Raw genomic sequence first — 22,409 nt, forward strand, 5'->3', positions numbered from 1 at the left:
TTCAGCCTTCGTGCATCAGGAAGAGGGTCGAGAGAGGCGGCAGGGTGAGCGACAGGGCCTGCGGCTGCCCATGGGCAGCCATGTCGCCGGTGTGAGCCCCGCCCTGGTTGCCCTGGCCGGACCCGCCGTAGTGGGACGCATCGGTGTTCAGCCGTTCGGCCCAGCGGCCGGCGCGCGGAACGCCAATGCGGTAATCGTGCCGGGTGACCGGCGTGAAGTTCGACACCACCAGCATCTGCTGCTGGCCATCGGTGCGCAGGAACGCGACGACGCTGTTGTCCTGATCGTCCAGGATCGTCCACGCGAAACCCGACGGGTCTGCATCCCGCGCGTGCAGCGCCGGCACGTCGCGATACAGCCGGTTCAGGTCGGCCACCAGGCGCTGGATGCCCAGGTGGCCGGCGTGGTCCAGCAGGTTCCAGTTAAGCGTGGCGTCGTGGTTCCATTCGGCGGGCTGGGCCAGTTCGCCGCCCATGAACAGCAGCTTCTTGCCGGGGTGCGCCCACATGAAGCCGTAGTACGCGCGCAGATTGGCCAGCCGGGTCTGCGTGTCGCCGGGCATCTTGCCCAGCAGCGAACCCTTGCCGTGCACCACTTCGTCATGCGACAGCGGCAGGATGAAGCGCTCGCTGAAGGCATACACCATGCCGAACGTGATGTCGTGGTGGTGGTAGCGGCGATGGATGGGATCCTGCGACAGATAGCGCAGCGTGTCGTGCATCCAGCCCATGTTCCATTTGTAGTGAAACCCCAGGCCGCCTTCCGACACGGGCGCGGTGACGCCCGGCCACGCGGTCGATTCCTCGGCCACCATGATCGCGTCCGGGACCTCGGCGCGCACCGTGTCGTTCAACTCCTGCAGGAACTGGACGGCTTCCAGGTTTTCGCGGCCGCCATAGCGGTTGGGGATCCATTCACCAGGCTGACGGCTGTAGTCGCGGTAGAGCATCGACGCCACGGCGTCCACCCGCAGCCCGTCGATATGAAAACGCCGCAGCCAATGCATCGCGCTGGCGATCATGAAAGCCTTCACCTCGTTGCGGCCCAGGTTGTAGACCATGGTGTGCCAGTCGGGGTGATAGCCTTCGCGCGGGTCCTCGTATTCATAGAGCGAGGTGCCGTCGAAGGCGGCCAGCCCGTGCGCATCGTCGGGGAAGTGAGCGGGCACCCAATCCAGAATCACGCCGATGCCTGCCGCGTGGCAGCGGTCGATGAAACGCGCGAAGGCCTCGGGCGGGCCGTAGCGCGCGGTCGGCGCAAACATGCCCAGGGGCTGATAGCCCCACGAGCCGCCGAACGGATGCTCCATGATCGGCATCAGCTCAAGATGCGTGAACCCCATGGCGCGGGCGTAGCCGGGCAGCTTGTCGGCCATCTGGTCCCAGCCGCAGACGCCCGACTCGCAGCCTGCCCAGGACCCGGCATGGACTTCGTAAATGGAGATGGGGGCATCGGGCGACTGACGCGCGCCGCGTCCCTGCATCCAGTCTTCATCGGACCAGGTGTAGGGCGCGGGATCGTCCACGATCGAAGCTGTGGCGGGCGCCATCTCGCTGCGCCGTGCCATCGGATCGGCCTTCATGAACTGGTTGCCGTTGCGGTCGGTGATGGCGAACTTGTAGCGTTCGCCAGGCCGCACGCCCGGAATGAAGATCTCCCAGACGCCTGCCGCATGGCGCAGCCGCATGCCATGGCGGCGGGCGTCCCAGCCGTTGAAGTCGCCCGCCACGGCGACGCGTCGGGCGTTGGGCGCCCAGACCGCGCAGCGCAGGCCGCTGACGCCGTCGACCTCGACGAGATGCGCGCCGAGCGCCTCGCCGGCCTCGCGCCAGGCGCCTTGCGCCAGCCGTTGCAGCGTGGTGTCGTCGAGCAGCGCGCCGAAGGCGTACGGGTCCGCGGTGATCTGCTCGGCCGCCGGCCATTGGATAGCCAGGCGGTACGACGACCCATCACCCGCCTGCGCGTACGGCGCGCGGCCGATGAAGAGGCCTTGCGCCTGTTCCGTCAATGCCGTGCGTTCGCCGTCCGGATCCAGGACCGCCACCTTTGAGGCGCCGGGCACGAAGACGCGCAGCCAGCCGTTATGCGGGCCCAGCACGCCGAACGGATTGTCATGCAGCCCGTGGGCCAGCGCGGTGAGTTCCTGCGGGTTGATATAACCCTCCGCCACATCGGCGGAGGGCGAAGAGGTTTGAGCTCCGCTCATGGCGTTTTTCCTTCGGCGTCGATGGCGGCGGAAAGCAGGACACTGCGCGCCAGTTCTGTCAGGGCGCACAGCGGAATCGAGATCCAGTCCGGACGGTGGGCGGCTTCGTAGCTGACTTCGTAGGCGGCCTTTTCAAGCTGCGCCAGCGTCAGCAGCGTGTTCTCGCGGTCCGCGCCGTCGGCGAGGTCGCCGCCGCGCGCGCCGCGGTAACCCTGCAGGAAGGCGTCGCACGCCTGCTGCCGGAACCGCGACAGGAGTGCGTCGCGCTGTTCGGCCGGCGCAACGGTCGGCGCCGGCACCTCGTCCGCGCCCGCGTTGGCGTCCAGATGCGCGCCGCCGATGAGGTCGGAGCGGGCAATGGATGCCGCCGCGTAGTCGAACGAGCGCAGCATGCCGGCCACGTCCTTGTACGGCGAGGCCAGCGCGCGCCGCGCCTCCAGGCTGCTGATCGGTTCGCCCTCGAAGTCGATGAGGTACGCGTCCGTCTGCGCGACCAGCACCTGGCCCAGGTGGAAGTCGCCATGGATGCGCAGCCAGGGCGACCCGGCCTCGGCCTGCGCCATGGCGGACACCCGCTCGGCCAGGCGCGCGTGATGCTCGAAGAACCATTCGGCGCAGGCGCGCGACGGCTCTTCCAGCTTGTCGAGCGCGGTCCGCAGGTTCTTTTCGGCGCGGTCCAGCAGCGCGCGCACTTGTTCGGCCCGGGCCTCGGCGTCGGCCTCGCTGGCCGGACGCGACTGGAAGCCGGCGTCATCGGTGGGCGCCGCCAGCACCGTGTGCATCTGGCCCAGGCGCTCGCCGATGGTTGCGGCCATCACCGCGTAGCCCTGCAGCGTTTCCTCATACTCCTCGGGCGAGGTCCCCACCAGCAGCGCGTTGGCCAGCGTGCGCTTCAGAAAGTCCAGCGTCCAGCTCCAGGCATCGCCTTCGTTGGGCACGTAGCCGTGCGCCACCGCCAAGGTATGCACGATCCCGTCAGCGTCCACGCGCTGCACTTCGCCCAGCAGCGGCGGAATGTTGCCGTAGCCCGCGCGGGTCAGGTAGCGCGTCATTTCCGATTCCGGAGACAGGCCAGGCTGCACGCTGCGGATGATCTTAAGGATGACCTGGTTTCCGACGATGACCGAGCTGTTGGACTGTTCGCCCGACAACCAATGCATGTCCACGTCGCCATCGAAGTCCATGTCTTTCAGGCCGGCCTCGGGCAGGAAGCGGATCACGCCCGGCTTGTCGCCCGGCTTGCCGCCGCTGCGTCCGTCCAGCTCCGCACCGGCCTGCATGGCCTTGAGCGTGCTGCGCACGAACCCCGGCTGCAGGAAGGCGTCGGCCAGCACGCCGACCTCGGCGCCGCGGCGCACGCGGGCAATCGCGTACTGGATGACGGCGGTTTCGTCCCAGACCAGCACGAAGGGCGCTTGCGCACGGATGCCCTCGGCGCCGTCCTCGGGCTCGATCTCGGCCCAGTAGTACTCGCCGTCCGCCGACTCGAACGGGGTGGCGTAGGCCAGCCGCGCACGAGAGGGCGGTTCGGAGCCGGGAAACCAGCGCTGGCGCGCCAGATACTGCGGCAGGATTTCACGTTCCAGCGTGGCGCGCGACGCATCGGTCAGCGCCGCGCCACCGCGGGTCTTGAGCACCAGCGTGATCAGTTCGGGCATCTGTTCCGGTGCTGTCGCATGCCATCCGGGCGGCGCGGCGTCCTGGCTGAGGTCCATCCAGTAAAAGCCGTAGGGCGGCAACGTCAGCAGGTAAGGCAGTTCACCGATGGCGGGGAAGGGCGTGCCCCCCAGCATCTCCACCGGCACCCGGCCATTGAACTCCTGCATGTGCAGCTCGACCGGCTGCGCCGCGTTCGACAGGTTGGCGACGCACAGGATCGTGGTGTCTTCCCATTGCCGCAGGTAGGCCAGGATCTTGCGGTTGCCGGCAAAGATGAAACGCAGCGTGCCGCGCCCGAAGGCATGGCTTTGGCCGCGTTGCGCCAGCAGGCGGCGCGTCCAGTTCAGCAACGAATGCGGGTCGCGCTGCTGCGCCTCGACGTTGACGGCCTCGTAACCGTACAAGGGTCCCATCAACACCGGCAGCGGCAGGCGCTCCGGATCGGCGCGAGAGAAACCGCCATTGCGGTCCGGCGACCATTGCATCGGCGTGCGTACACCGTCGCGGTCGCCCAGATGCACGTTGTCGCCCATGCCCAGTTCGTCGCCGTAATACAGCACCGGCGTGCCGGGCATCGACAGCAGCAGGCTGTTCATCAGCTCGACGCGGCGGCGGTCACGCTCGAGCAGCGGCGCCAGGCGGCGGCGGATGCCCAGGTTGATCCGGGCGCGCGGCTCGGCTGCATAGACATTCCACAGGTAATCGCGTTCGCGGCTGGTCACCATTTCCAGCGTCAACTCGTCGTGGTTGCGCAGGAAGATGGCCCATTGGCAGGTGGGCGGAATGTCGGGCGTCTGGCGGATGATGTCGGTGATCGGAAAGCGGTCTTCCTGCGCGATCGCCATGTACATCCGCGGCATCAGCGGAAAGTGGAAGGACATGTGGCATTCGTCGCCCGCGCCGAAATACTCCTGCGCGTCTTCGGGCCACTGGTTGGCTTCGGCCAGCAGCAGGCGGCCCGGATACTCGGCCTCGATCACCGCGCGGATCTGCTTGAGCACGTCGTGCGTCTCGGGCAGGTTCTCGTTGTTGGTGCCCTCGCGCTCGACCAGGTAGGGCACCGCGTCCAGGCGCAAACCATCCACACCCATGTCCAGCCAATAGCGCATGACGGACAGCACTTCCTTGAGCACCTGCGGATTGTCGTAGTTCAGGTCGGGCTGATGCGAATAGAAGCGGTGCCAGAAATAGGCGTTGGCCACCGGGTCCCAGGTCCAGTTCGACTTTTCGGTGTCGCAGAAGATGATGCGCGTGCCGGCATAAGCCTTGTCGTTGTCGGACCATACATAGAAATTGCGCGCCGCCGAACCGGGCTTGGCCGCGCGCGCCCGTTGAAACCACGGGTGCTGATCCGACGTATGGTTGACGACGAGCTCGGTGATGATGCGCAGGCCGCGCGCGTGCGCGGCCCGGATCAGCTTGCGCACGTCGGCAATGGTGCCGTAGTCCGGATGCACGCCGCGGTAGTCGGCGATGTCGTACCCGTCGTCGCGGCGCGGCGAGGGGTAGAAGGGCAACAGCCAGATGGTATTGACCCCCAGGCTGGCGATGTAGTCCAGCTTGGAGATCAGGCCTGGCAGGTCGCCGACGCCGTCGCCGTTCGAGTCAAAAAAGGATTTGACGTGCAACTGGTAGATGACGGCGTCCTTGTACCAGAGGGGATCGTCCTGAATGGGTTGGGCTTTACTCATCATGGCGTTGGGCGCGGGCTTCATCCGTGCAGCGAAAGCCGCCACACGCGATAAGGTTGGTCGGGGGTCAGCGTCAGCGTGCGGTGCTTCTCGTGCCAGGTCTCGCGGGTTTCAGTCAGCAGATCTTCGGCGGACAGCTGGCCGGCGTCGGCCTCGCCGAACAGCCAGAACGGCGCCTCGACCCGCGTCTGCTGCGCCTGGAACGGATCCAGGCTGATGACGGTCAGGACCACGTTGCCGTGGCCCGGCGTGGACTTGTAGAACGCGAGCACCCGGTTGTTGGTGCTGGTGGTCAGCGTCAGGCCGCGATGCGTCTGCAACGCCGGATTGGCGCGGCGGATCTGGTTCAGGCGTGTGATTTCGGCCCGGATATTGCCCGGCGCGTGCCAGTCGCGTTGCCGCAGTTCGTATTTTTCGGAGTCCAGATACTCTTCCTTGCCCGGCAGCGCCGCGCCTTCGCAAAGCTCGAAGCCGCTGTAGACGCCCCACAGGCCCGACCCCAGCGCGGCCAGCGCCGAGCGGATCAAAAAGCCTGGGCGTCCCGAGGTCTGCAGGAAGAACGGGTTGATGTCCGGCGTGTTCACAAAGAAATGCGGCCGGAAGAAGTCGGCCGCGGGTGGCGACGAGATCTCCTGCAGGTAGGCCTCCAGTTCGGCCCGCTCGTTGCGCCACGTGAAGTAGGTGTACGACTGCGTGAAGCCGATTTTCGCCAGGCGGTACATCATCTTCGGGCGCGTGAAGGCCTCGGACAGAAAGATGACGTCCGGATGCTTGGCGTGGACCTCGCAGATCAGCCACTGCCAGAACGGAAGCGGCTTGGTGTGGGGATTGTCGACGCGGAAGATGCGAACGCCATGGTTCACCCAGAACAGCACCACGTCGCGCAGTGCCCGCCACAGGCCCAGCTTGCGTCCGCGGCGATTCTGCCCGCCATAGAAGGACACATTGACGATGTCCTCGTACTTTTTGGGCGGATTCTCGGCGTAGCGCAGCGAGCCGTCGGGCCGCCACGAGAACCAGTCCGGATGCTGGGCCAGCCACGGGTGGTCGGGCGAGCACTGGATGGCAAAGTCCAGCGCGATCTCCATGCCGTGCTGCGCGGCGGCATCCACCAGGTTCAGGAAATCCGTCAGCGTGCCCAGCGCGGGCTCGATCGCGTCGTGCCCGCCACTTTGCGCGCCGATGGCGTAAGGACTGCCCACGTCGCCGGGCTCGGCGCGCAGGCTGTTGTTGCGCCCCTTGCGGTTGCGCTGGCCGATCGGATGGATGGGCGGCATGTACAGCACGTCGAAGCCCATCTCGCGCACGTCGGGCAGCCGCGCGATCACGTCGTCGAAGGTGCCGTGGCGCCCGGGTTCGGCGGCTTGCGATCGCGGAAACAGCTCGTACCAGCTTGAATGGCATGCCTGGACGCGGTCCACCCAGACCGGGTAGGCAATGGCGGTGACGGCTTCAAAGGGATGGTCGTCCAGTTCGTGCATCGCCCGCGCCAGCGCGGGATCGAGCAGCACGGCGACTTGCTCGGCAGTCGGCGGAACGGGGTTGGCCAGGTCGGCGTCCGCAAAGGCGGCCAGCGCCTCGCGCACCGGCTCTGCGTCAGCGCCGGCGGGTGAGCCCGCCTGCGCCCGCGCCAGGGCATCCCGCAGCAGCGCCAGGCCCTCGTGCACTTCCAGGCTCAGGTCGCGGCCGGCCTGGTGCTTGACCTCGATGTCATGCGTAAATGTGTGCCACGCGTCAAACCAGGCGGCGACGACGAATTCATGCGCGCCGATGCGGCGCGGCCGGAAGGCGGCCTCCCAGCGGTCGTTTAGGCCGCGCGTCATGGGCACGATGTGCCAACGGGCCTCGTCCTTGGCGCGCCAGCGCACTTCAGCGGCCAGCTGATCGTGGCCGTCCATGAAGATGTCGGCTTGCACGACGATACGCGCGTGCGGAATGGTCTTGACGGGATAGGCCCCGCCATCGACGGCCGGACTGATGTTCTCCAGCGCGACGCGCTGGTTGGCCAGATCATCGGCCCGGGTGCGGTGATGGCGCACGGCGTCGCGCACCGGCTGCGTCGGCTGGAACATCAGCATCGCGCACTCGCCGCCCGCCAGATCGTTGGCCTGATTCTGCAGACCGGTGGGTGGCGTGAACGGCACAAGATCTGCCGGCGGCAGCATAGGCGCCAGCGCGTCCCAGTCCATCGCCGCATCCTGGGTGGCCGAGGGGTTGATCGCCAGCGCCAGCGTGGCGCCGTCGCCCGCGTCGCGCAGCAGCGCCGTGCAACTGCCATCGCGGCCGCCCAGCATGCGCAGTGGCCCCTTCAGCCGCGGTCCGGCAAACCAGGCGTTCACCGTTTCCACATCCGGCAGCCGCCGTTCGTCCTCGTCCGTCAGCATCAAGCCATCGCCGGTGACGGCCGCGCTCCAGATGGCGCGTCTGCCGTCCTCCGTTGGGCGCAGCGCACCGGACTGCGGCGGCGCCGCGATGACCTCGCCGATGGCGCGCAGCCGCGCGTCTTCTTCGGCCAGCCATGAAGACTTGAAGTCCCACCACGGCAGCGACGAGAACGCCGCGTCGAACGCCGCGTCGCGCAAGGCCGCCAGATCCGCGGGCGACAGACCGGGTGTCCACGCCAGCAGCCGCACGTCGGGATTCTGTGCGCGCAGCGCGCCGCCCAACTCACGCCAAGCCTCTGCCGGCAAGCGGTGGGGCGCCTGGAAAACCAGCCCCTTCACACCGCTACGGGCCCAGCCCAGCAGACGTTCCGTCCACGCGGTCAGAAATCCGGGGGGCAGGGCGCCTTCGGGCAAATGCAGCACCCCCCGCTCTTCCTGCGTCAGCCGCGGATCGCGCGCGGGTTCTTCGTGCAGCGAGCGGTACCAGCCCGGCGCGGCGGTGGCCGCCACGGGGTTGCGCGCGCTGCGGTCCAGAATCACATCCACGAACAGCGCCAATCCGTGCGCCGACAATTGCGCCGAGGCCTGCGTGTACCACTCGATGATCGGCGTTGCCTGCCCATCCCGCATCGCCGTGTCGGCGTCCTGCGCGGCCAGCGATCCCGGCTGCGGCCCAGTCAGCCAGGGGGCCGGCACGAGCACGGCGTTGAAGCCGCGTTGGGCAAGCCGTTTGCTCAGCGCCTGGACGGCGGCTTCGCCGTCCGGCAGGCCGTTGCGGGCGTGATAAAGACGTATCGGGGCGCGGGACGGCGCGGGGACGGCGGGATGGGACACCGGTGTCGCTCCTTAGATGGCGGCTGGCATGGCGCCACCTGTGCGCGGCTGGCGGCGGTTGACGGCGGAAACGCTGGCCGGCTGCAAGGCAGGGGCGGGCGCCGCATCGCGGTAGTTCGGCTCCACCAGCGACCGGTACAGGCTGGCGTACAGACTGACGGCGGCGCGCCAGCCAAAGTCGGTGTTCATCGCGTTGCGCTGCATCAGCCGCCACAGAATGCCGTGGGCGCGCAGATCGATTGCGCGCTCGATGGCGGCGCTCATGGCCTGCGGCGTGTCGCCTTCGAAGAGCAGGCCGGTGGCCGATGACATGGCCGACAGCGGCGCTCGCGGGCCCGGGTCCTGGATGGTGTCGGCCATGCCGCCGACGCGCGACCCGATGGGCAGCGTGCCATAGCGCATGGCGTAGAGCGGCGTCAGGCCGAAGGGCTCGAAGCGGCTGGCGTGCAGCAAGATGTCGGACCCCGCGTGCAGGCGATGGGCGATGCCCTCGTCGTAGCCGATGTGGGTGCTGCAGCGCCCCGGGTAGCGCCGGGCGATGTCCTGCAACGCTTCTTCAAGCCGGTGGTCACCCTGGCCCAGGATTGCAATCTGCAGGTTGGGGTGGCGGTCCAGCGCTTCCGGTAGCGCATGCACCGCGACATCCGCCATTTTCTGTTCGGTCAGGCGGTTGCCCATACCCATCAGCGTCGCGCCCGGATCCGGGCGCAGGCCGAATTCGCGCTGCAGCGCGGCCTTGCAGTGGATCTTGTTGGTCAGGTCGCGGACGGAATAGCGATGGCTGCGCAGGTACGGATCACGCGCAGGATTCCACAGCACGTCGTCGATGCCGTTCGGAATCGGCAACAGGTCGTCCGCACGGCTGCGCAACAGCTCGTCCAGGCCGCACCCGAATGCGGGGGTCATGATCTCGCGGGCGTACGTGTGGCTGACCGTCGTCACGCGGTCGGCGTAGCGGATGCCAGCCTTCAGGAAATTGAGCTGGCCCCAGGCCTGCGCGCCGTCATCGTTGCGAGCCCATTCCGGCACCCCGAATTCGTCCGCGTGGGCCATCGGGAACAAGCCCTGGAACGCGAGGTTGTGAATGGTCATCACGCTTTTGACGTCCGGCAGGTCTGCGGCGCGCAGCAGCAGCGGCACCAGGCCGGCGTGCCAATCGTGCGCGTGCACCAGTGTGGGGCGCATGACGCCCGGCAGGCCGGCCGCCACGCGCACGGCAGCGTGCGCCAGCGCCGCGTAGCGCAGTCCATTGTCCGGATGTTCCTTGCCATGCTCGTCGACATACAGGCCGCCGCGGTCATACAGGGCATCGTTTTCCAGAATCAGGTAGTCGATGCCGGACTGCGGGCACTTGCCTTCCAGCAGCGCGGCCGGGCCGCCCGGCAGGTCCTGCAGCGTGGCAACCTGGCGGACGCGGTTCAGCTTGGCTTTTACGCCCCGATACCCGGGCAAGATCACGCTCAGGGGCATTCGCGCCTCGATCAACGCGCGCGCCATCCCCGTTATCGCATCCCCCAGGCCGCCTGTTTTGGCCAGAGGGAAAGCTTCTCCCGCCACGATCAGGATTCTCGTCTTTGCCATGCTTGCTCCAGTTGATAGGCCGGTCGAGACAGTTGCGACTCGATCGCGATTACGCCGAGGCCTCTCCTTACGCAAGCGCTGTGCCCAAACCGTGGCCCGTACTAAAAATTGCGCAATGCAGCAGAAATACCTGTCATCCAAATGATGGACAGGCGACGCGCGCAACGCTTATCGCCCGAGCGCTTTGTAATTTTTATCTGCGCACGACCTCCCAAATTCCCATCGGGGCCAGGAACGGCGGTTGCTGAATGCAGTCGCTTTCAACGACGACCGCCGGGAGAAATGTATGGAAACAGTGTCGGACTTCGTGTTGAAGCGGCTGTCGCAGTGGGGCGTGCGCAAGGTGTACGGTTACCCCGGCGATGGCATCAACGGGCTCATCGGCGCCTTCGGCCGCACCGAGGAGCCGCTGGAATTCATCCAGGCCCGTCACGAGGAAAGCGCGGCATTCATGGCCTGCGCGCACGCAAAGTTCACCGGTCAGGTGGGGGTGTGCCTGGCGACGTCGGGTCCGGGCGCCATCCACCTGCTCAATGGTCTATACGACGCCAAGCTGGATCACCAGCCGGTAGTCGCGCTGGTCGGGCAGCAGGCGCGCAGCGCACTGGGCGGCGACTACCAGCAGGAGGTCGACCTGATCAGCCTGTTCAAGGATGTCGCGCACGACTACGTGCAGATGGCGACGACCGCCGAGCAGGCGCGTCACATGGTGGATCGCGCCATGCGCATCGCCCTGGAGCGCCGCAGCGTCACCTGCGTCATCTTTCCGAACGACGTGCAGGATCTGCCGGCCGTGCCGGTGCCGCCGCGCGAGCACGGCACGGTGCACACCGGCATCGGCATCACATCCCACGCCGCCGTGCCGGGGCCGGCCGCGCTGCGCAACGCGGCCGACATCCTGAATCGCGGCGAAAAGGTGGCGATCCTGGTCGGGGCCGGCGCGCTGCAGGCGGGCGAACAGGTCAGCCAGGTCGCCGAACTGCTGGGCGCGGGCGTGGCCAAGGCGCTGCTCGGCAAGGCCGTGCTGCCGGACAGCCTGCCTTACGTGACGGGCGCCATCGGCCTGCTGGGCACGCAGCCCAGCTGGGACATGATGAACGGGTGCGACACGCTACTGATGGTGGGGACGTCGTTTCCGTATGCGGAATTCCTGCCCCAGGAAGGTCAGGCGCGCGCGGTGCAGATCGACCTCGACGGGCGCAAGCTCAGTCTGCGCTATCCCGTCGAAATCGGCCTGGTGGGTGATAGCCGGCTGACGCTGGAGGCGTTGATTCCGCTGTTGGAACCCAAGAAAGCGCGCCGCTGGCGTGACCGCATCGAAAAGCAGGTGTCCGCCTGGCGCGAGACGGTGCATGCCCGCGCCATGGTCGACGCCGAGCCGATCAATCCCCAGCGGCCGTTCCTGGAGCTGTCCAAGCGGCTGCCGCCGCAGACCATCCTGACGTGCGATTCGGGCTCGGCCGCCAACTGGTACGCCCGCAATATCGACATTCAGGCGGGCATGATGGGATCGGTGTCGGGCGGGCTGGCCACGATGGGGTGCGGCGTGCCGTACGCCATCGCGGCGAAGGTGGCCTATCCCGACAGGCCGGTCATCGCGCTGGTGGGCGACGGCGCCATGCAGATGCTGGGCATCAACGAACTGATCACTATCGCCCATCGCTGGAAGGACTGGAGCAACCCCACGCTGGTCGTCATGGTGCTGAATAACGGTGACCTGAACCTGGTGACGTGGGAGCAGCGGGTGATGGGCGGCGATCCGCGTTTTCCGGATTCGCAGTGGCTGCCCAAGTTTTCGTACGCGGAGTATGGCCGGATGCTGGGCCTGGAAGGCATCCGGGTCGACAGCCCCGACGACGTGGGCCCGGCGTGGGACCGCGCCCTGGCGGCAGGACGTCCGGTGGTGCTGGAGATGGTGACCGACCCCGAGATGCCGCCGTTGCCCCCGCACATTCCGGCCAAACAGATCGGCGCGTACTTCAAGGCGTTGCGCAGGGAAGATGCCGCCTCGGGCGGCGCCGCGCTTCGCGCCACGATCAAGCAATGGTGGGCGGGCTGACACGCCGGCCCGACGATCTTTTCATTTCAGGAGGCACATCATGGCAAATACCGGAGGGACGAGTTCCCAACAGCCCGGGCAGGGCGGTCAGCAAACGCCCGACCATTCGCCCGCCGAACAACCCAAGCCGGATGTCCCGGAAACGGGCAAGGACGAGAAAGGCAACTGGCCTCCCGACAGCATTCCGAATCCCATGCCGGGTCTGGACCCGCAGCAGACGCCGGGCATCGACCATCTGTGACGGTCCTGCAAGGCATGCGGCCTGCGGGCCGCGCTCCGCGTGCGCCGTGCCGCGGGGGGAGCGACCCGCAGTTTTTCAAGGAGAACTCATGAACAAGCGAGATAGGCTGCGCGATATGTTTCACTCGTCGGACACGTCTTCGCAAACGATGCGTGACCTGATTTCGGGCACCGAGGATCTGCTGCGCAGCACTGCCAGCTACAGCGGATCCGAAATCGAATCGGCGCGCGACAAGCTCAAGCAGCGGCTGGACGCCGCGCGCGATCAGGCACGCGGCTGGGAACGCGCCGCGTGGTCGCGGGCACGCGAGGTATCGCACGCGACGGACGACTACGTGCATGAAAACGCCTGGAAGAGCATCGCAGGCGCGGTGCTGCTGGGCGTGCTGGCCGGCATCTGCATGATGTCGGATCACGGCAAGCGCCGCTAACGCCCGCCGGGCGTAATGCCACCGCCGGGGCCGGCTCTGCGCACTGCAGGGCCGGCTCCGGCATTTTTGTGGGGACGAATGTAAAAAATGCCGCTACTCCAGGCGCCGGCCCCGCGCAGACAAGACTCCGCGGCTTTGGCACACGGCTTGCTTGATGGCGGGGCGGCGTGGCGAGCCGTTCGCCACGCGGACCATTCATCGAAGGAGACTCACCATGAACCAACCATTGACGGGCGCCGGCCAGGCGCAAGGTGAAACCAGGATCGTGGGCGGCCCGAAGAGCGATCCAAGCGGACCCGGACCGGAAGTTATGGCGGCCAGCACGCTGGAAGGCAACGACGTATACAACCCCGCCGGCGAAACGCTGGGCAGCATCCAGGAAATCATGGTGGACGTGCCACGCGGCCGCATTGCGTATGCCGTGCTGTCACGCGGTGGCATCCTGGGCATCGGCGACAAGCTGTACGCCATTCCGTGGAGCGCGCTGACGTTGGATACCGACCGCAAGTGCTTCGTGCTGAATGTGGACAAGGACGTGCTCAAGAACGCGGAAGGGTTCGACAAGGACAATTGGCCCAGCATGGCGGACGAGACCTGGGCGCGCGGCATCCATCAGTACTACAACCAACCCCCGTACTGGTAAGCCGGACAGCGAGGACGGGATGCTTCGCGAAGGCAGACTGGTCGCGGTTTCTTCCTGCTTCAACGACGCTGTCGTCAGTTGTGCGGGGCTGCTCGCCGCGCGTACGGACAGCACCGTTCTGACGGTGTACTCCGGCTTGCCGTTGGTGGCCGAAGCGAACACCGCGGCGGACCGCGACTGCGGTGTCAAGAACGGCCGGCAGGCCGTTCTTGACCGCCGCGCCCGCAACGATCGCGCCTTGTCGCTGCTTGGCGTGCGGGGCGTGCAGATGGATTTGCTGCACGACGAGTATCTGGAAAGCGGCGAGGAGGGGCGCCTGACGGGCGCATTGGCCGCGGCAGTGTCCGCCCTGCGGCCGCGTGTCGTTCTGATGCCGCTGGGGCTGTGCAGTGCCGCGCACGTGCGCGTGTCCGAGGCTTGCCTGACCCTGCGCGCGCTGTTCCACCGCGTGGAGTGGGTGACCTACGAAGAGGTCGCGGAGGCCGAGCCGGGGGCCGTCCAGCAACGCCTGGCCGATTTGCTGGGCCGCAGGATCCTGGCCTCGCCGCTGGATGTCGGGCCGGAGGTTGACGTCGGCCGCGCCCGACAACGCGCATTGGCCGCACGCAGCAGCCTGGCGCTTGATCCGCTCGACGCGCAGCCTGACATGTCGCTGGCAGGCGCGTCGGCCTTCCGTCCCGAACGCTATTGGCGCCTGTCGTGGCGGCGGGACAAGGTTTGAAGCGTAGAACGGATTGAGGCATCCTTGCGCCGCAAACCGTCTCATCCTTATCGAGCATTGATGAACGATTGCGCATCCCGGACGATGGTCAGGTTGCGCCGGCCGCCGCGCCTCGCTATGGTGCGAGGCATGCGGCGGCTTTCGCGCCGACGTCCCCTACAACTTCGGAAACCATAATGAGTTCGAACGCAGCCGACGCGCGAGGCCGGTCACGCTGGGGCACCGCCCTGGCGATTTTGCTGTTGATTGGCGCGGTGATCGCGGTACTGGCGCTGGCCGCCACCCGCGTGGTCGAGCAGCGCATCGCCAGCATTCTGGGGCCGCGCAGCCAGGTCGGCAACGTGCAGGTTGGCCTGCATCAGGTGGTGCTGACAGACGTCGCCGTGCCGGGCGCGTCCGGTCAGCCCGGCGCGCGTGCCCGGCGCGTTGAACTTGAACCGGAATGGACCGCTTTCCTGCGCCGCGAGGCCGTGTTCAAGCGGATCATCGTCGAAGGCTTCGACTTCGCCGTGGTGCGCAATCCCGATGGCGACATGCAGATTTCTCCCACCTTGCAGGCGGCGCTGCGCGCCGGCGACGGCGATGGCAAGACCCGGCGCAACGGTCCCATCCGCGTGGCCGAGCTCATCCTGCGCGATGGCCGCCTGGATTATCTTGACGGCGCGGTGTCCAAGCCGCCGCATCGCATTCCGTTCAAGGACGTGCAGGCTCACCTTCAGCCCGTCGTGATCCCTGGCGACGGCACCGCCAGCGACCTGGAATTCACCGGCAAGGTCGAAGACAACCGCAACGGCGAGGCCACCGTGCGGGCAAAGGGCAAGCTGGTGGTGGGCGGTGCGGACGCCGACATCACGGTGGCGGTGCGCAACATGGATATCCGCCATGCGGCGCCCTATCTGGCCGATAACGGCGCGGGCTCGCTGTCCGGCGGCTCCATGGACCTGGACATGAAGACGGCCATCGCGCGCCGCGAACTCAAGGCGTCGGGCACCGTGGCGTTGCACAACCTGAAGTTCAGCGGCGACGGCAGCCTGTTTTCTTTGCCGCGCAAGGCGGTGCTGGCGGCCATGAAGGACAAGAGCGGAGTCATCCGGTTTGAATTCGCACTGGCTGGCAGCCTGGACAACCCCAAGTTCTCGGTCACGCGCGGCTTTTCCGCGCAGGTGGCGCGCGGGTTCGGGCACGCCATCGGGGTAGGGGCAGAAGGCGCGGCGGAAGGCGTGGCGGGCGCCGTCAAGGAACTGGGCGACGCGCTGTCGGACATGTTGAGCCCGAAGCCCTGATCTGCCGTCGCCCGGCTTGCCGTTGCCGCGGCCGCGGCTACGGCACAGGCCGCGCCCGGCCGACCCGCGCGCCCATCACCATCTCCGTCACCCAGTTCACCAGGATCGAGGTGTAGGCCTGCTGCGAGGCCTTGTCGGTCAGCGCATGGTCCGCGCCGTCCAGGATGCGGTGAGTCAGCGAATGCGACCTGCGAAACGCCGACCGGTAGTTCATGATCGTGGAGTGCGGGATATAGACATCGTGCTCAGCCTCCACGATCAGCACATCGCCTGTGAAGTTGGCGCAACACGACAGCGCGCGGTTGCTTTCAGGTTCGATGTGGGAATTGCGGTAGGCGCGCAGGGTCTCGCGGTTGAGCTGGTTCTTGGGCAGCATCCATTCGTCGTCGCGGTACAGCGCGGGCACGTGCAGGCCCAGCCAGCGCACGCGGCGCAGCCCGGTCAGGATGGCGGCCAGGTAGCCGCCGTAGCTGCTGCCCACCACCGCCACCGAGCCGCTGTCCAGCGACGGATGCGCGGCCAGCCGGTCGTAGGCGGCCATCACGTCGCGCAGGTTGTCGTCGCGCGAGACCTGCATCTGCTGCGCCTGCGTGGCGGCATGGCCGCGCAGGTCGAACGTGAGGCAGACGCAGCCCAGCGCGGCGATGCCCTTGGCGCGGGCCAGGTCGAACTTCTGGTCGCCGCCCCAGCCGTGAATGAACAGCACGCCCGGCACCTTGCTTTCGGGCGTGAGAAAGGTGCCGGCCAGCCGCTGGTCCGCCACCTCGATATCGATTGGGTCGCTAAAGGCGGCCATTGTCGTCCTCCAGAATGCCCCCCGATTTGGTGATCATACCCACGGCGGAATCCTCGCCGCGATACACGTATTGCTCCGACGTGGGCGCCGGCTCGTCCGCGCCGTAGCGTTCGCGCGTAAAGGCGGACACCGACTTGAGCGACGGGGACAGCATGAACGCCTGCAATGCGGAAAGCTCCGCGATGCTGGCGCCGCCGGCTCGCCACGATTGCTCGAGCACGCCCGCGCGGGGCTCACCGCGGGCATTCTGGCCGATCGCCACGTCGTAGTTGCGGCGCGACGCGAAAAAATCGGGATACGCGGTGGATACCGCCGTGTCGTAACGGCAGCTCAGGTCCACTGCCTGCCGTTCTTCGTCAGACAGGTTCAACGCCCGCAGTTCGTCGAACCCGCCGCGCGCGAATGTCAGCGCCGAGCCGCCGTACACCGGCTCGCCGTTGTTGTCCCGGGTGAGGCTCTGCGTGCCCACGTACGACGCTTCCAGCTTGCCCACGCGGATCCAGCCCACACTGTAGGTCGCGATCTGCGCCAGGTCTTCTTCCAGCACCAGCCCCAGCCGGCGCATGGTGGCGGCGTCCTGGCCGTTCAGCGCGGCGCGAAGCTCCTGCGCATTGCGCACGACGACCTGGCCGCGCCCGGCGTTGGCGTCGGCCGGCTTGAGCCGCAGCGGGCCCGCCTGCAGCAGACGTTCGCCCGCGCGGTGCGCATCGTCCAGCGTGAACGCGGTGTACCCGCGCAACACGACCTCTTCCAGCTCGCCGGCCAGCGGGCGCACCCAGCCCTGCGGCGATTTCGCCTGCGCGTCGACGACGCCATGGGTGATGGATTTGGTCGCCACGAAGGCGTGCGGCGTCACCCCGCCAAACAAGTCGGCCGCGCGCGTGATGCCCAGTTTGTTCGCGCGGGCCAGGCTGGTGATGCTGCGATCGGGCACGTAGTAGGGCGGCGGCTCGCCGCGATTGCGGGTCGGCCGGAAGTCCGGCACGAAGCGCCGGCCCAGCAATGCCGCGATCCGCAACGCCAGCGCCTCCTGCGACGCAATTTCATGTTCGGACGCGCCGGTGCGCCGGGGGTAGGCGGCGACGGTGCCTGCTGAGTCGGGTTGGGGTCGATTCATGGCGGGCCTCATGGCAGATGGCGAGCCTGACCGGGGGGAGCGGCTTCTCCCTTGCGTTTGCGCATGCCCAGTTTCAGCTCGATCAGGGGATAGGCCACCAGCGCCAGGCACAACGGCGCCAGCGCATACACCGCGCGGTACGCCAGCGCCGCGCCGAGCACTTCGGTGGGCGGAATCTGCGAACCCAGCGCGGCCACGAAGATGGCCTCGGTGGTGCCCAGGCCGCCGGGCACGCGGGTGATGACTGACGCGAAGCTGGTGCACAACAAGATGCCGAGCACCGCGGGGTAGCTCGCCTTGCCCTGCAACAGCACAAAGCAGATGGCGCCCATCAGGGACCAGGACAGCGCGGCCACGGCGCATTGCGCCACCGCCATGCGGGCGCGTGGCAAGGTGATGTGGTGGCCCATCCAGGTGACGCTGCGGCGCTTGGCCCTCGCACATGTCACCACGTAGGCGATCCCCAGCGCCAGCAGGGCCAGGCCCAGCAGACGCAACATCCCGGAGCCGATTTCCCAGCCTGCCGGCACCGGCACCACGCCCAAGGCGAACACGATGCCCGCCAGCCAGGCATAGCCGATCCAGTTCGATGCCGCCGCAAACAGCGCGACGCGCGTCGCCACAGACTTGCGGCAGCCCAGCCGGGTGTACAGCCGCAGACGGGCGCCCAGGCCGCCCACCAGCACGCCCAGGTTCAGGTTCAGCGCGTAGCTCAACATGGCCACGCCCAGCGCCTTGGGCGCGGGCAGGTGATGCCGCGTGTACTTTTTGCCGAGCAGGTCCAGGCTGCCATAGGCAAGGTAACCCGCCACCACCAGGCCGGCCGCAATGGCAATGGTCTGGCCGGGAATCTTGCGCATCGCCACCCACACCTGCGGCCAGTCCACGGACCGCCCGAAGTAATAAAGCAGGCCGGCCACCACGATCAGGACCAGCACGGGCAGAATGCGCTTGATCCGCGGCCAGCGGCGCCGCAGGGCCCGCATGGGCGACGAGTGCAGGATCTTCATGCCGTCTCCCTGCCGGTGTCCGCCGTGACGGTCTGCAGGCGCGGCTTGTGCGCCGGGAGGCTGCCGGCCCATGCGGGAAAGCGCCGCAGAAAGTGGAACACCACCACCCCCAGCCACAGGCGGCGCAACCGGCGCCGCGAGTTCTTGGGCATTTCGACGGGGCGGCAGTCCTCTGCAATCAGCCGGTCCAGGCTCTTGCGCAGGGCCGCATTCAGCGACGCGTCGCGCACCACGACGTTGGCTTCCAGATTGAGCGCAAGACTCAGGGGGTCCAGATTGCTGGAGCCGATCGTCGACCAATCCTCGTCCACGCACGCCACCTTGCCGTGCAGCGGCTGCTTGCAGTACTCGTGGATCTCCACGCCGTTGTCCATCAGGTAGTCATAGAGCATCGAGGCGGCCAGCCGGGCGACCAGCACGTCGGGTTCACCCTGCAACAGCAGGCGCACGCGCACCCCGCGGCGGGCGGCCTTCACCAGATCCCGCAACAGGTGGTAGCCGGGAAAAAAGTACGCATTGGCGATCAGCACGTCCGAGCGTGCCGAGCGCACGCCCGCGCGGTAGTAGCGTTCGATGTCGCTGCGATGGCTGACGTTGTCGCGCACCACGAGCCGGCCCCCGCCGTCGCCGGCGGGCAGCGGATCCATGCGCGCGGGACGGCGCCGCAGTCCGCGCTTGCCCTTGCCGAGCGCCGCGCGCGCGTAGTCGGCAATGTCGGCCGCCAGCGGGCCTTCCACCAGAACGGCGTAGTCCTGTTTCGCTTCCGGTCCGTAATCGGGCAGGTGGTCCGCGGAAAAGTTGATGCCGCCGATGAAGGAGCGTTGGCGGTCGACGGCCACGATCTTGCGGTGCATGCGCCGGAACACGTTCGTGCGCACGCCCAGAAAGCGCGGACGCGGATCAAAGACGTGAAAGCGGACGCCGGCCTCGGTCATGGCGCCGATGAAGGCCTCGCTCAGTTCGTCGGAGCCGTAGCCGTCGACCAGCAGGTCGACGCTGACGCCCCGGCGCGCCGCGCGGATGAGGGCCTGCTGAATCTCTTTGCCGACGACGTCGTCGAACAGGATGAAGGTTTCCACCAGCACTTCGCTGGCCGCCGAATCAATGGCCTCGACGACCGCGGGAAAGTACTCCGTGCCGTTTTCCAGCAGGGTATATCGGTTGTTTTCGCGCCAGCCCAGGTTCATAGCGCAATCTCCGCGCAAATTGGCACATGATCGGAAAGGCGAGACCATACGCGGGACGCCAGCGGCACCGGCTGCCAGTCACGCACGCTGCGCACATAGATGCGGTCCAGCCGCAACAGCGGCCAGCGCGCGGGAAACGTCCGCGCGGGCCGGCCCAACCGCGAGGTGAATACCTCCGAGGTCCCGCACTCGCGCATCAAGGCATCAGCGCGCAGCCGCCAGTCGTTGAAGTCGCCGGCAATCAGCAGCGGGTCGTCGGCCGGCACGTCGTTCGACACCAGCTTGCACAAGCGGCGCAGTTGCTCGCCGCGATGGCGCTCGAGCAGGCCCAGATGCACGCATATCGCATGCACGGGCGAGGCGAGGGCAGGGGGCCGCAGCACGCAGTGCAGCAGACCGCGCCCCTCGTGGCCGTCCACGCTCACGTCGTGGTTGTGGTGACTTTCGATCGGGTAGCGCGACAGGATGGCATTGCCATGATGACCTTCCGGATAAACGGCGTTCTGGCCGTAGGCAAAGTCCGTCCACAGCGTGTCGGCCAGGAACTCGTACTGGGACTGCGCCGGCCATGACTCGTGGCGGCCGGCATGCGTCTGATGTTCACCCAGGACCTCCTGCAGGAACACCACGTCCGGCTTTGCGGTGCGCAATGCCTCCCGCAGGTCGTGCAGCATGAAGCGGCGGTTGAAACTGGTAAAGCCCTTGTGGGTATTGACCGTCAGCACCGTCAGCGTCGTGGTGTCGAGGGAATGCGAAGCGGGCATGAAAACTCCGGCAGATGCGATCCGTCGGTTTGAGCAAGTGGCGTGCCCGGCGAGTAACGAAACGTGAAGCGACACGACTTGTTCTGTCGGCGGCGATACGGGGGGACGCATGAGCAAATGAGAAATCAGCATTTCTCAAGCCCGGCGCCGCAGGCCTAAGATCCGCAGCTTCCAACCAGGCAGAACCAGAGTCCGACATGCGCACCACCCGCCGCGAGTTCCTGTTGTCTTCCGGGGCGCTTGCCGCCGCGATGGCATTTCCCACGTCGATCTTCGCGCAATCCGCCGCGCCGCGTCATGGCGGCGTGCTGAACGTGCACCTGGGGTCCGAGCAGCGGATCCTGAATCCGGCGCTGCGCGCCTCGACCGGCGTGTACATCGTTACCAGCAAGATCATCGAATCGCTCGTGGACCTGGATGCGGCCGGCAAACCCGTGGGGCAGCTTGCCACCGCCTGGACTGCCGGCCCCGACGGCAAGACCATCACGTTCAAGCTTCGCGAAGGCGTGACCTGGCACGACGGCAAGCCGTTCACGTCGGCTGATGTCCAGTACAACGCGCTGGAATTGTGGAAGAAGCACCTGAATTTCGGCACCGCGCTGCAGCTCTATCTGGAGGCAGTCGATACGCCCGACGCGCATACGGCGGTGTTCCGCTACAGCCGGCCGATGCCGTTGGACCTGTTGCTGCGCGCGCTGGCCGATCTGGGCTACGTCGTCCCGCGCCATCTGTACGAAGGCACCAACGTGCTGGAGAACCCGGCGAACACCGCGCCGGTCGGCACGGGCCCGTTCAAGTTCGTGCAGTACCAGCGTGGCCAGTTCATCATTGCCGAGCGCAACCCCAATTACTGGCGCAAGGGCGAGCCTTATCTGGACCGCGTGGTCTGGCGCATCATCACGGACAAGTCGGCCGCCACGGCCGCGCTGGAAACCGGCCAGCTTCAGCTCAGCGCCTATTCGCAGTTGACGCTCGCCGACCTGGACCGCCTGAAGCAGAACCCGCAGTTCGAGGTGCGCAGTAAGGGGTTGGAGGCCAACGTGTTCAACAACACGCTGGAATTCAACTTCCGCCGCAAGGAACTGGCCGACGTGCGCGTGCGCCGTGCCATTGTCCATGCAATCGACATCGAATTCTTTATCGAGAACTTCCTGTATGGGCTGGGCAAGCCGGCCACCGGCCCCATTCCGTCGTCGTCCGAGGCCTTCTTCCCGGCGGGCAGCAAGCCGCCGTATCCGTTTGACGTCAAGCGCGCCGAGGCGCTGCTGGACGAGGCCGGGTACAAGCGCGGCGCCGGCGGCGTGCGCTTCGCGCTGAAGCTGGTGCCCATCCAGAACGGCGAAGACGTGCCGCTGCTGGCGACCTTCATCCAGCAGTCGCTGGAAGCCGTGGGCATCAAGGTCGAGATCGTGCAGTACGACATCGCGGGCGCGCTGTCTTCTGTCTATAAGGAACACAACTTCGACATCGCCACGGGCTGGCACCAGTACCGCGGCGACCCGGCGGTGTCCACGACGGTCTGGTACCGATCGGGCAGCCCGGCGGGCGCGCCGTGGACAAACCAGTACGGCTGGCAGTCGGACAAGGTCGACAAGCTGATCGACGACGCCGCGTCCGAAATCGACGCGGCCCGCCGCCGCGCGCTGTACGCCGAATGGGTGCAGGCCGTCAACGACGAGCTGCCCATCTGGATGGCGACCGAACGCCAGTTTTATTCAGTGGCAAGCCGGAAGCTGCAGAACGGCCATAACAATGCGCGCTGGCCGTCCAGCGATTGGCATGACGCCTGGCTGTCGGCCTAGG

At 67.1% G+C, this 22,409-nt stretch carries 16 protein-coding genes; 7 read left to right on the forward strand and 9 right to left on the reverse strand.

Going from position 1 to position 22,409, the window contains the following annotated elements:
* Position 1: 1 nt before the first annotated feature.
* From glgB to glgA, 4 genes are read right to left on the reverse strand one after another with little or no spacing between them, the layout of a single operon-like run.
* On the reverse strand, positions 2-2,206 hold the full coding sequence (glgB, locus tag KW836_RS15070; RefSeq protein ID WP_218343781.1) for a 1,4-alpha-glucan branching protein GlgB: 2,205 nt from the start codon (positions 2,204-2,206) through the stop codon (positions 2-4).
* The gene (treS, locus tag KW836_RS15075) at positions 2,203-5,559 is read right to left on the reverse strand and encodes a maltose alpha-D-glucosyltransferase (protein ID WP_218343783.1); all 3,357 of its coding nucleotides are present in this window, start codon (positions 5,557-5,559) and stop codon (positions 2,203-2,205) included. The genes glgB and treS overlap by 4 nt, the downstream gene beginning before the upstream one ends.
* Before the next feature lie 17 nt (positions 5,560-5,576).
* On the reverse strand, positions 5,577-8,774 hold the full coding sequence (locus KW836_RS15080; RefSeq protein WP_218343785.1) for an alpha-1,4-glucan--maltose-1-phosphate maltosyltransferase: 3,198 nt from the start codon (positions 8,772-8,774) through the stop codon (positions 5,577-5,579).
* Positions 8,775-8,786: 12 nt separating this feature from the next.
* Entirely contained in the window at positions 8,787-10,355 is a 1,569-nt protein-coding gene (gene glgA / locus KW836_RS15085; RefSeq protein ID WP_218343786.1) for a glycogen synthase GlgA, read from the reverse strand.
* Between the two features lie 286 nt (positions 10,356-10,641).
* Between glgA and KW836_RS15090 the strand changes: the two genes are divergently transcribed.
* From KW836_RS15090 to KW836_RS15115, 6 genes are all read left to right on the forward strand, one after another.
* Complete coding sequence (locus KW836_RS15090) at positions 10,642-12,414, forward strand: thiamine pyrophosphate-requiring protein (protein ID WP_218343787.1); 1,773 nt, start codon at positions 10,642-10,644, stop codon at positions 12,412-12,414.
* A 40-nt stretch (positions 12,415-12,454) separates the two neighbouring features.
* A complete protein-coding gene (locus tag KW836_RS15095; RefSeq protein ID WP_175121576.1) occupies positions 12,455-12,655 on the forward strand; it encodes a hypothetical protein in 201 nt (66 codons plus the stop codon).
* 88 nt (positions 12,656-12,743) lie between these two features.
* Positions 12,744-13,085 carry a YqjD family protein gene (locus KW836_RS15100; RefSeq protein WP_175121575.1) on the forward strand — a complete coding sequence of 114 codons (342 nt, stop codon included), beginning with the start codon at positions 12,744-12,746 and terminating at the stop codon, positions 13,083-13,085.
* Positions 13,086-13,299: 214 nt separating this feature from the next.
* Entirely contained in the window at positions 13,300-13,728 is a 429-nt protein-coding gene (locus KW836_RS15105) for a PRC-barrel domain-containing protein (protein ID WP_175136531.1), read from the forward strand.
* Between the two features lie 19 nt (positions 13,729-13,747).
* Positions 13,748-14,449 (forward strand): PIG-L family deacetylase, encoded by a 702-nt coding sequence (locus KW836_RS15110; RefSeq protein ID WP_218343788.1) that lies wholly within the window; start codon positions 13,748-13,750, stop codon positions 14,447-14,449.
* Positions 14,450-14,625: 176 nt separating this feature from the next.
* Positions 14,626-15,732 (forward strand): DUF748 domain-containing protein, encoded by a 1,107-nt coding sequence (locus KW836_RS15115; protein ID WP_218343789.1) that lies wholly within the window; start codon positions 14,626-14,628, stop codon positions 15,730-15,732.
* Between the two features lie 37 nt (positions 15,733-15,769).
* Here the strand turns inward: KW836_RS15115 and KW836_RS15120 are convergent, their stop codons facing one another.
* From KW836_RS15120 to KW836_RS15140, 5 genes are read right to left on the reverse strand one after another with little or no spacing between them, the layout of a single operon-like run.
* Positions 15,770-16,528, reverse strand: a complete 759-nt coding sequence (locus KW836_RS15120) for a S9 family peptidase (RefSeq protein ID WP_175121571.1) — start codon at positions 16,526-16,528, stop codon at positions 15,770-15,772.
* On the reverse strand, positions 16,515-17,645 hold the full coding sequence (locus KW836_RS15125; RefSeq protein WP_175136528.1) for a DUF3182 family protein: 1,131 nt from the start codon (positions 17,643-17,645) through the stop codon (positions 16,515-16,517). The genes KW836_RS15120 and KW836_RS15125 overlap by 14 nt, the downstream gene beginning before the upstream one ends.
* 8 nt (positions 17,646-17,653) lie before the next feature.
* A complete protein-coding gene (locus KW836_RS15130) occupies positions 17,654-18,655 on the reverse strand; it encodes a lysylphosphatidylglycerol synthase domain-containing protein (protein WP_175136527.1) in 1,002 nt (333 codons plus the stop codon).
* Positions 18,652-19,842: a cardiolipin synthase ClsB gene (clsB, locus tag KW836_RS15135; RefSeq protein ID WP_175121568.1), complete on the reverse strand. Its 1,191-nt coding sequence runs from the start codon at positions 19,840-19,842 to the stop codon at positions 18,652-18,654. The genes KW836_RS15130 and clsB overlap by 4 nt, the downstream gene beginning before the upstream one ends.
* Positions 19,839-20,606 carry an endonuclease/exonuclease/phosphatase family protein gene (locus KW836_RS15140; RefSeq protein ID WP_175121567.1) on the reverse strand — a complete coding sequence of 256 codons (768 nt, stop codon included), beginning with the start codon at positions 20,604-20,606 and terminating at the stop codon, positions 19,839-19,841. Before KW836_RS15140 ends, clsB begins: the two co-directional genes overlap by 4 nt.
* 197 nt (positions 20,607-20,803) lie before the next feature.
* On the opposite strand from KW836_RS15140, the gene KW836_RS15145 reads away from it, so the two are divergent.
* Positions 20,804-22,408 (forward strand): ABC transporter substrate-binding protein, encoded by a 1,605-nt coding sequence (locus KW836_RS15145; RefSeq protein WP_218343790.1) that lies wholly within the window; start codon positions 20,804-20,806, stop codon positions 22,406-22,408.
* Position 22,409: the final 1 nt, after the last annotated feature.

It is taken from the genome of Achromobacter sp. ACM05 (assembly GCF_019218915.1).
Lineage (GTDB): Bacteria > Pseudomonadota > Gammaproteobacteria > Burkholderiales > Burkholderiaceae_B > Achromobacter > Achromobacter animicus.

Bases quoted from the DNA above. Each gene is read 5' to 3' on its own strand.
- glgB (WP_218343781.1), bottom strand. From the start codon at position 2,206: ATGAGCGGAGCTCAAACCTCTTCGCCCTCCGCCGATGTGGCGGAGGGT.
- treS (WP_218343783.1), bottom strand. From the start codon at position 5,559: ATGATGAGTAAAGCCCAACCCATTCAGGACGATCCCCTCTGGTACAAG.
- glgA (WP_218343786.1), bottom strand. From the start codon at position 10,355: ATGGCAAAGACGAGAATCCTGATCGTGGCGGGAGAAGCTTTCCCTCTG.
- KW836_RS15090 (WP_218343787.1), top strand. From the start codon at position 10,642: ATGGAAACAGTGTCGGACTTCGTGTTGAAGCGGCTGTCGCAGTGGGGC.
- KW836_RS15095 (WP_175121576.1), top strand. From the start codon at position 12,455: ATGGCAAATACCGGAGGGACGAGTTCCCAACAGCCCGGGCAGGGCGGT.
- KW836_RS15100 (WP_175121575.1), top strand. From the start codon at position 12,744: ATGAACAAGCGAGATAGGCTGCGCGATATGTTTCACTCGTCGGACACG.
- KW836_RS15105 (WP_175136531.1), top strand. From the start codon at position 13,300: ATGAACCAACCATTGACGGGCGCCGGCCAGGCGCAAGGTGAAACCAGG.
- KW836_RS15110 (WP_218343788.1), top strand. From the start codon at position 13,748: ATGCTTCGCGAAGGCAGACTGGTCGCGGTTTCTTCCTGCTTCAACGAC.
- KW836_RS15115 (WP_218343789.1), top strand. From the start codon at position 14,626: ATGAGTTCGAACGCAGCCGACGCGCGAGGCCGGTCACGCTGGGGCACC.
- KW836_RS15120 (WP_175121571.1), bottom strand. From the start codon at position 16,528: ATGGCCGCCTTTAGCGACCCAATCGATATCGAGGTGGCGGACCAGCGG.
- KW836_RS15125 (WP_175136528.1), bottom strand. From the start codon at position 17,645: ATGAATCGACCCCAACCCGACTCAGCAGGCACCGTCGCCGCCTACCCC.
- KW836_RS15130 (WP_175136527.1), bottom strand. From the start codon at position 18,655: ATGAAGATCCTGCACTCGTCGCCCATGCGGGCCCTGCGGCGCCGCTGG.
- clsB (WP_175121568.1), bottom strand. From the start codon at position 19,842: ATGAACCTGGGCTGGCGCGAAAACAACCGATATACCCTGCTGGAAAAC.
- KW836_RS15140 (WP_175121567.1), bottom strand. From the start codon at position 20,606: ATGCCCGCTTCGCATTCCCTCGACACCACGACGCTGACGGTGCTGACG.
- KW836_RS15145 (WP_218343790.1), top strand. From the start codon at position 20,804: ATGCGCACCACCCGCCGCGAGTTCCTGTTGTCTTCCGGGGCGCTTGCC.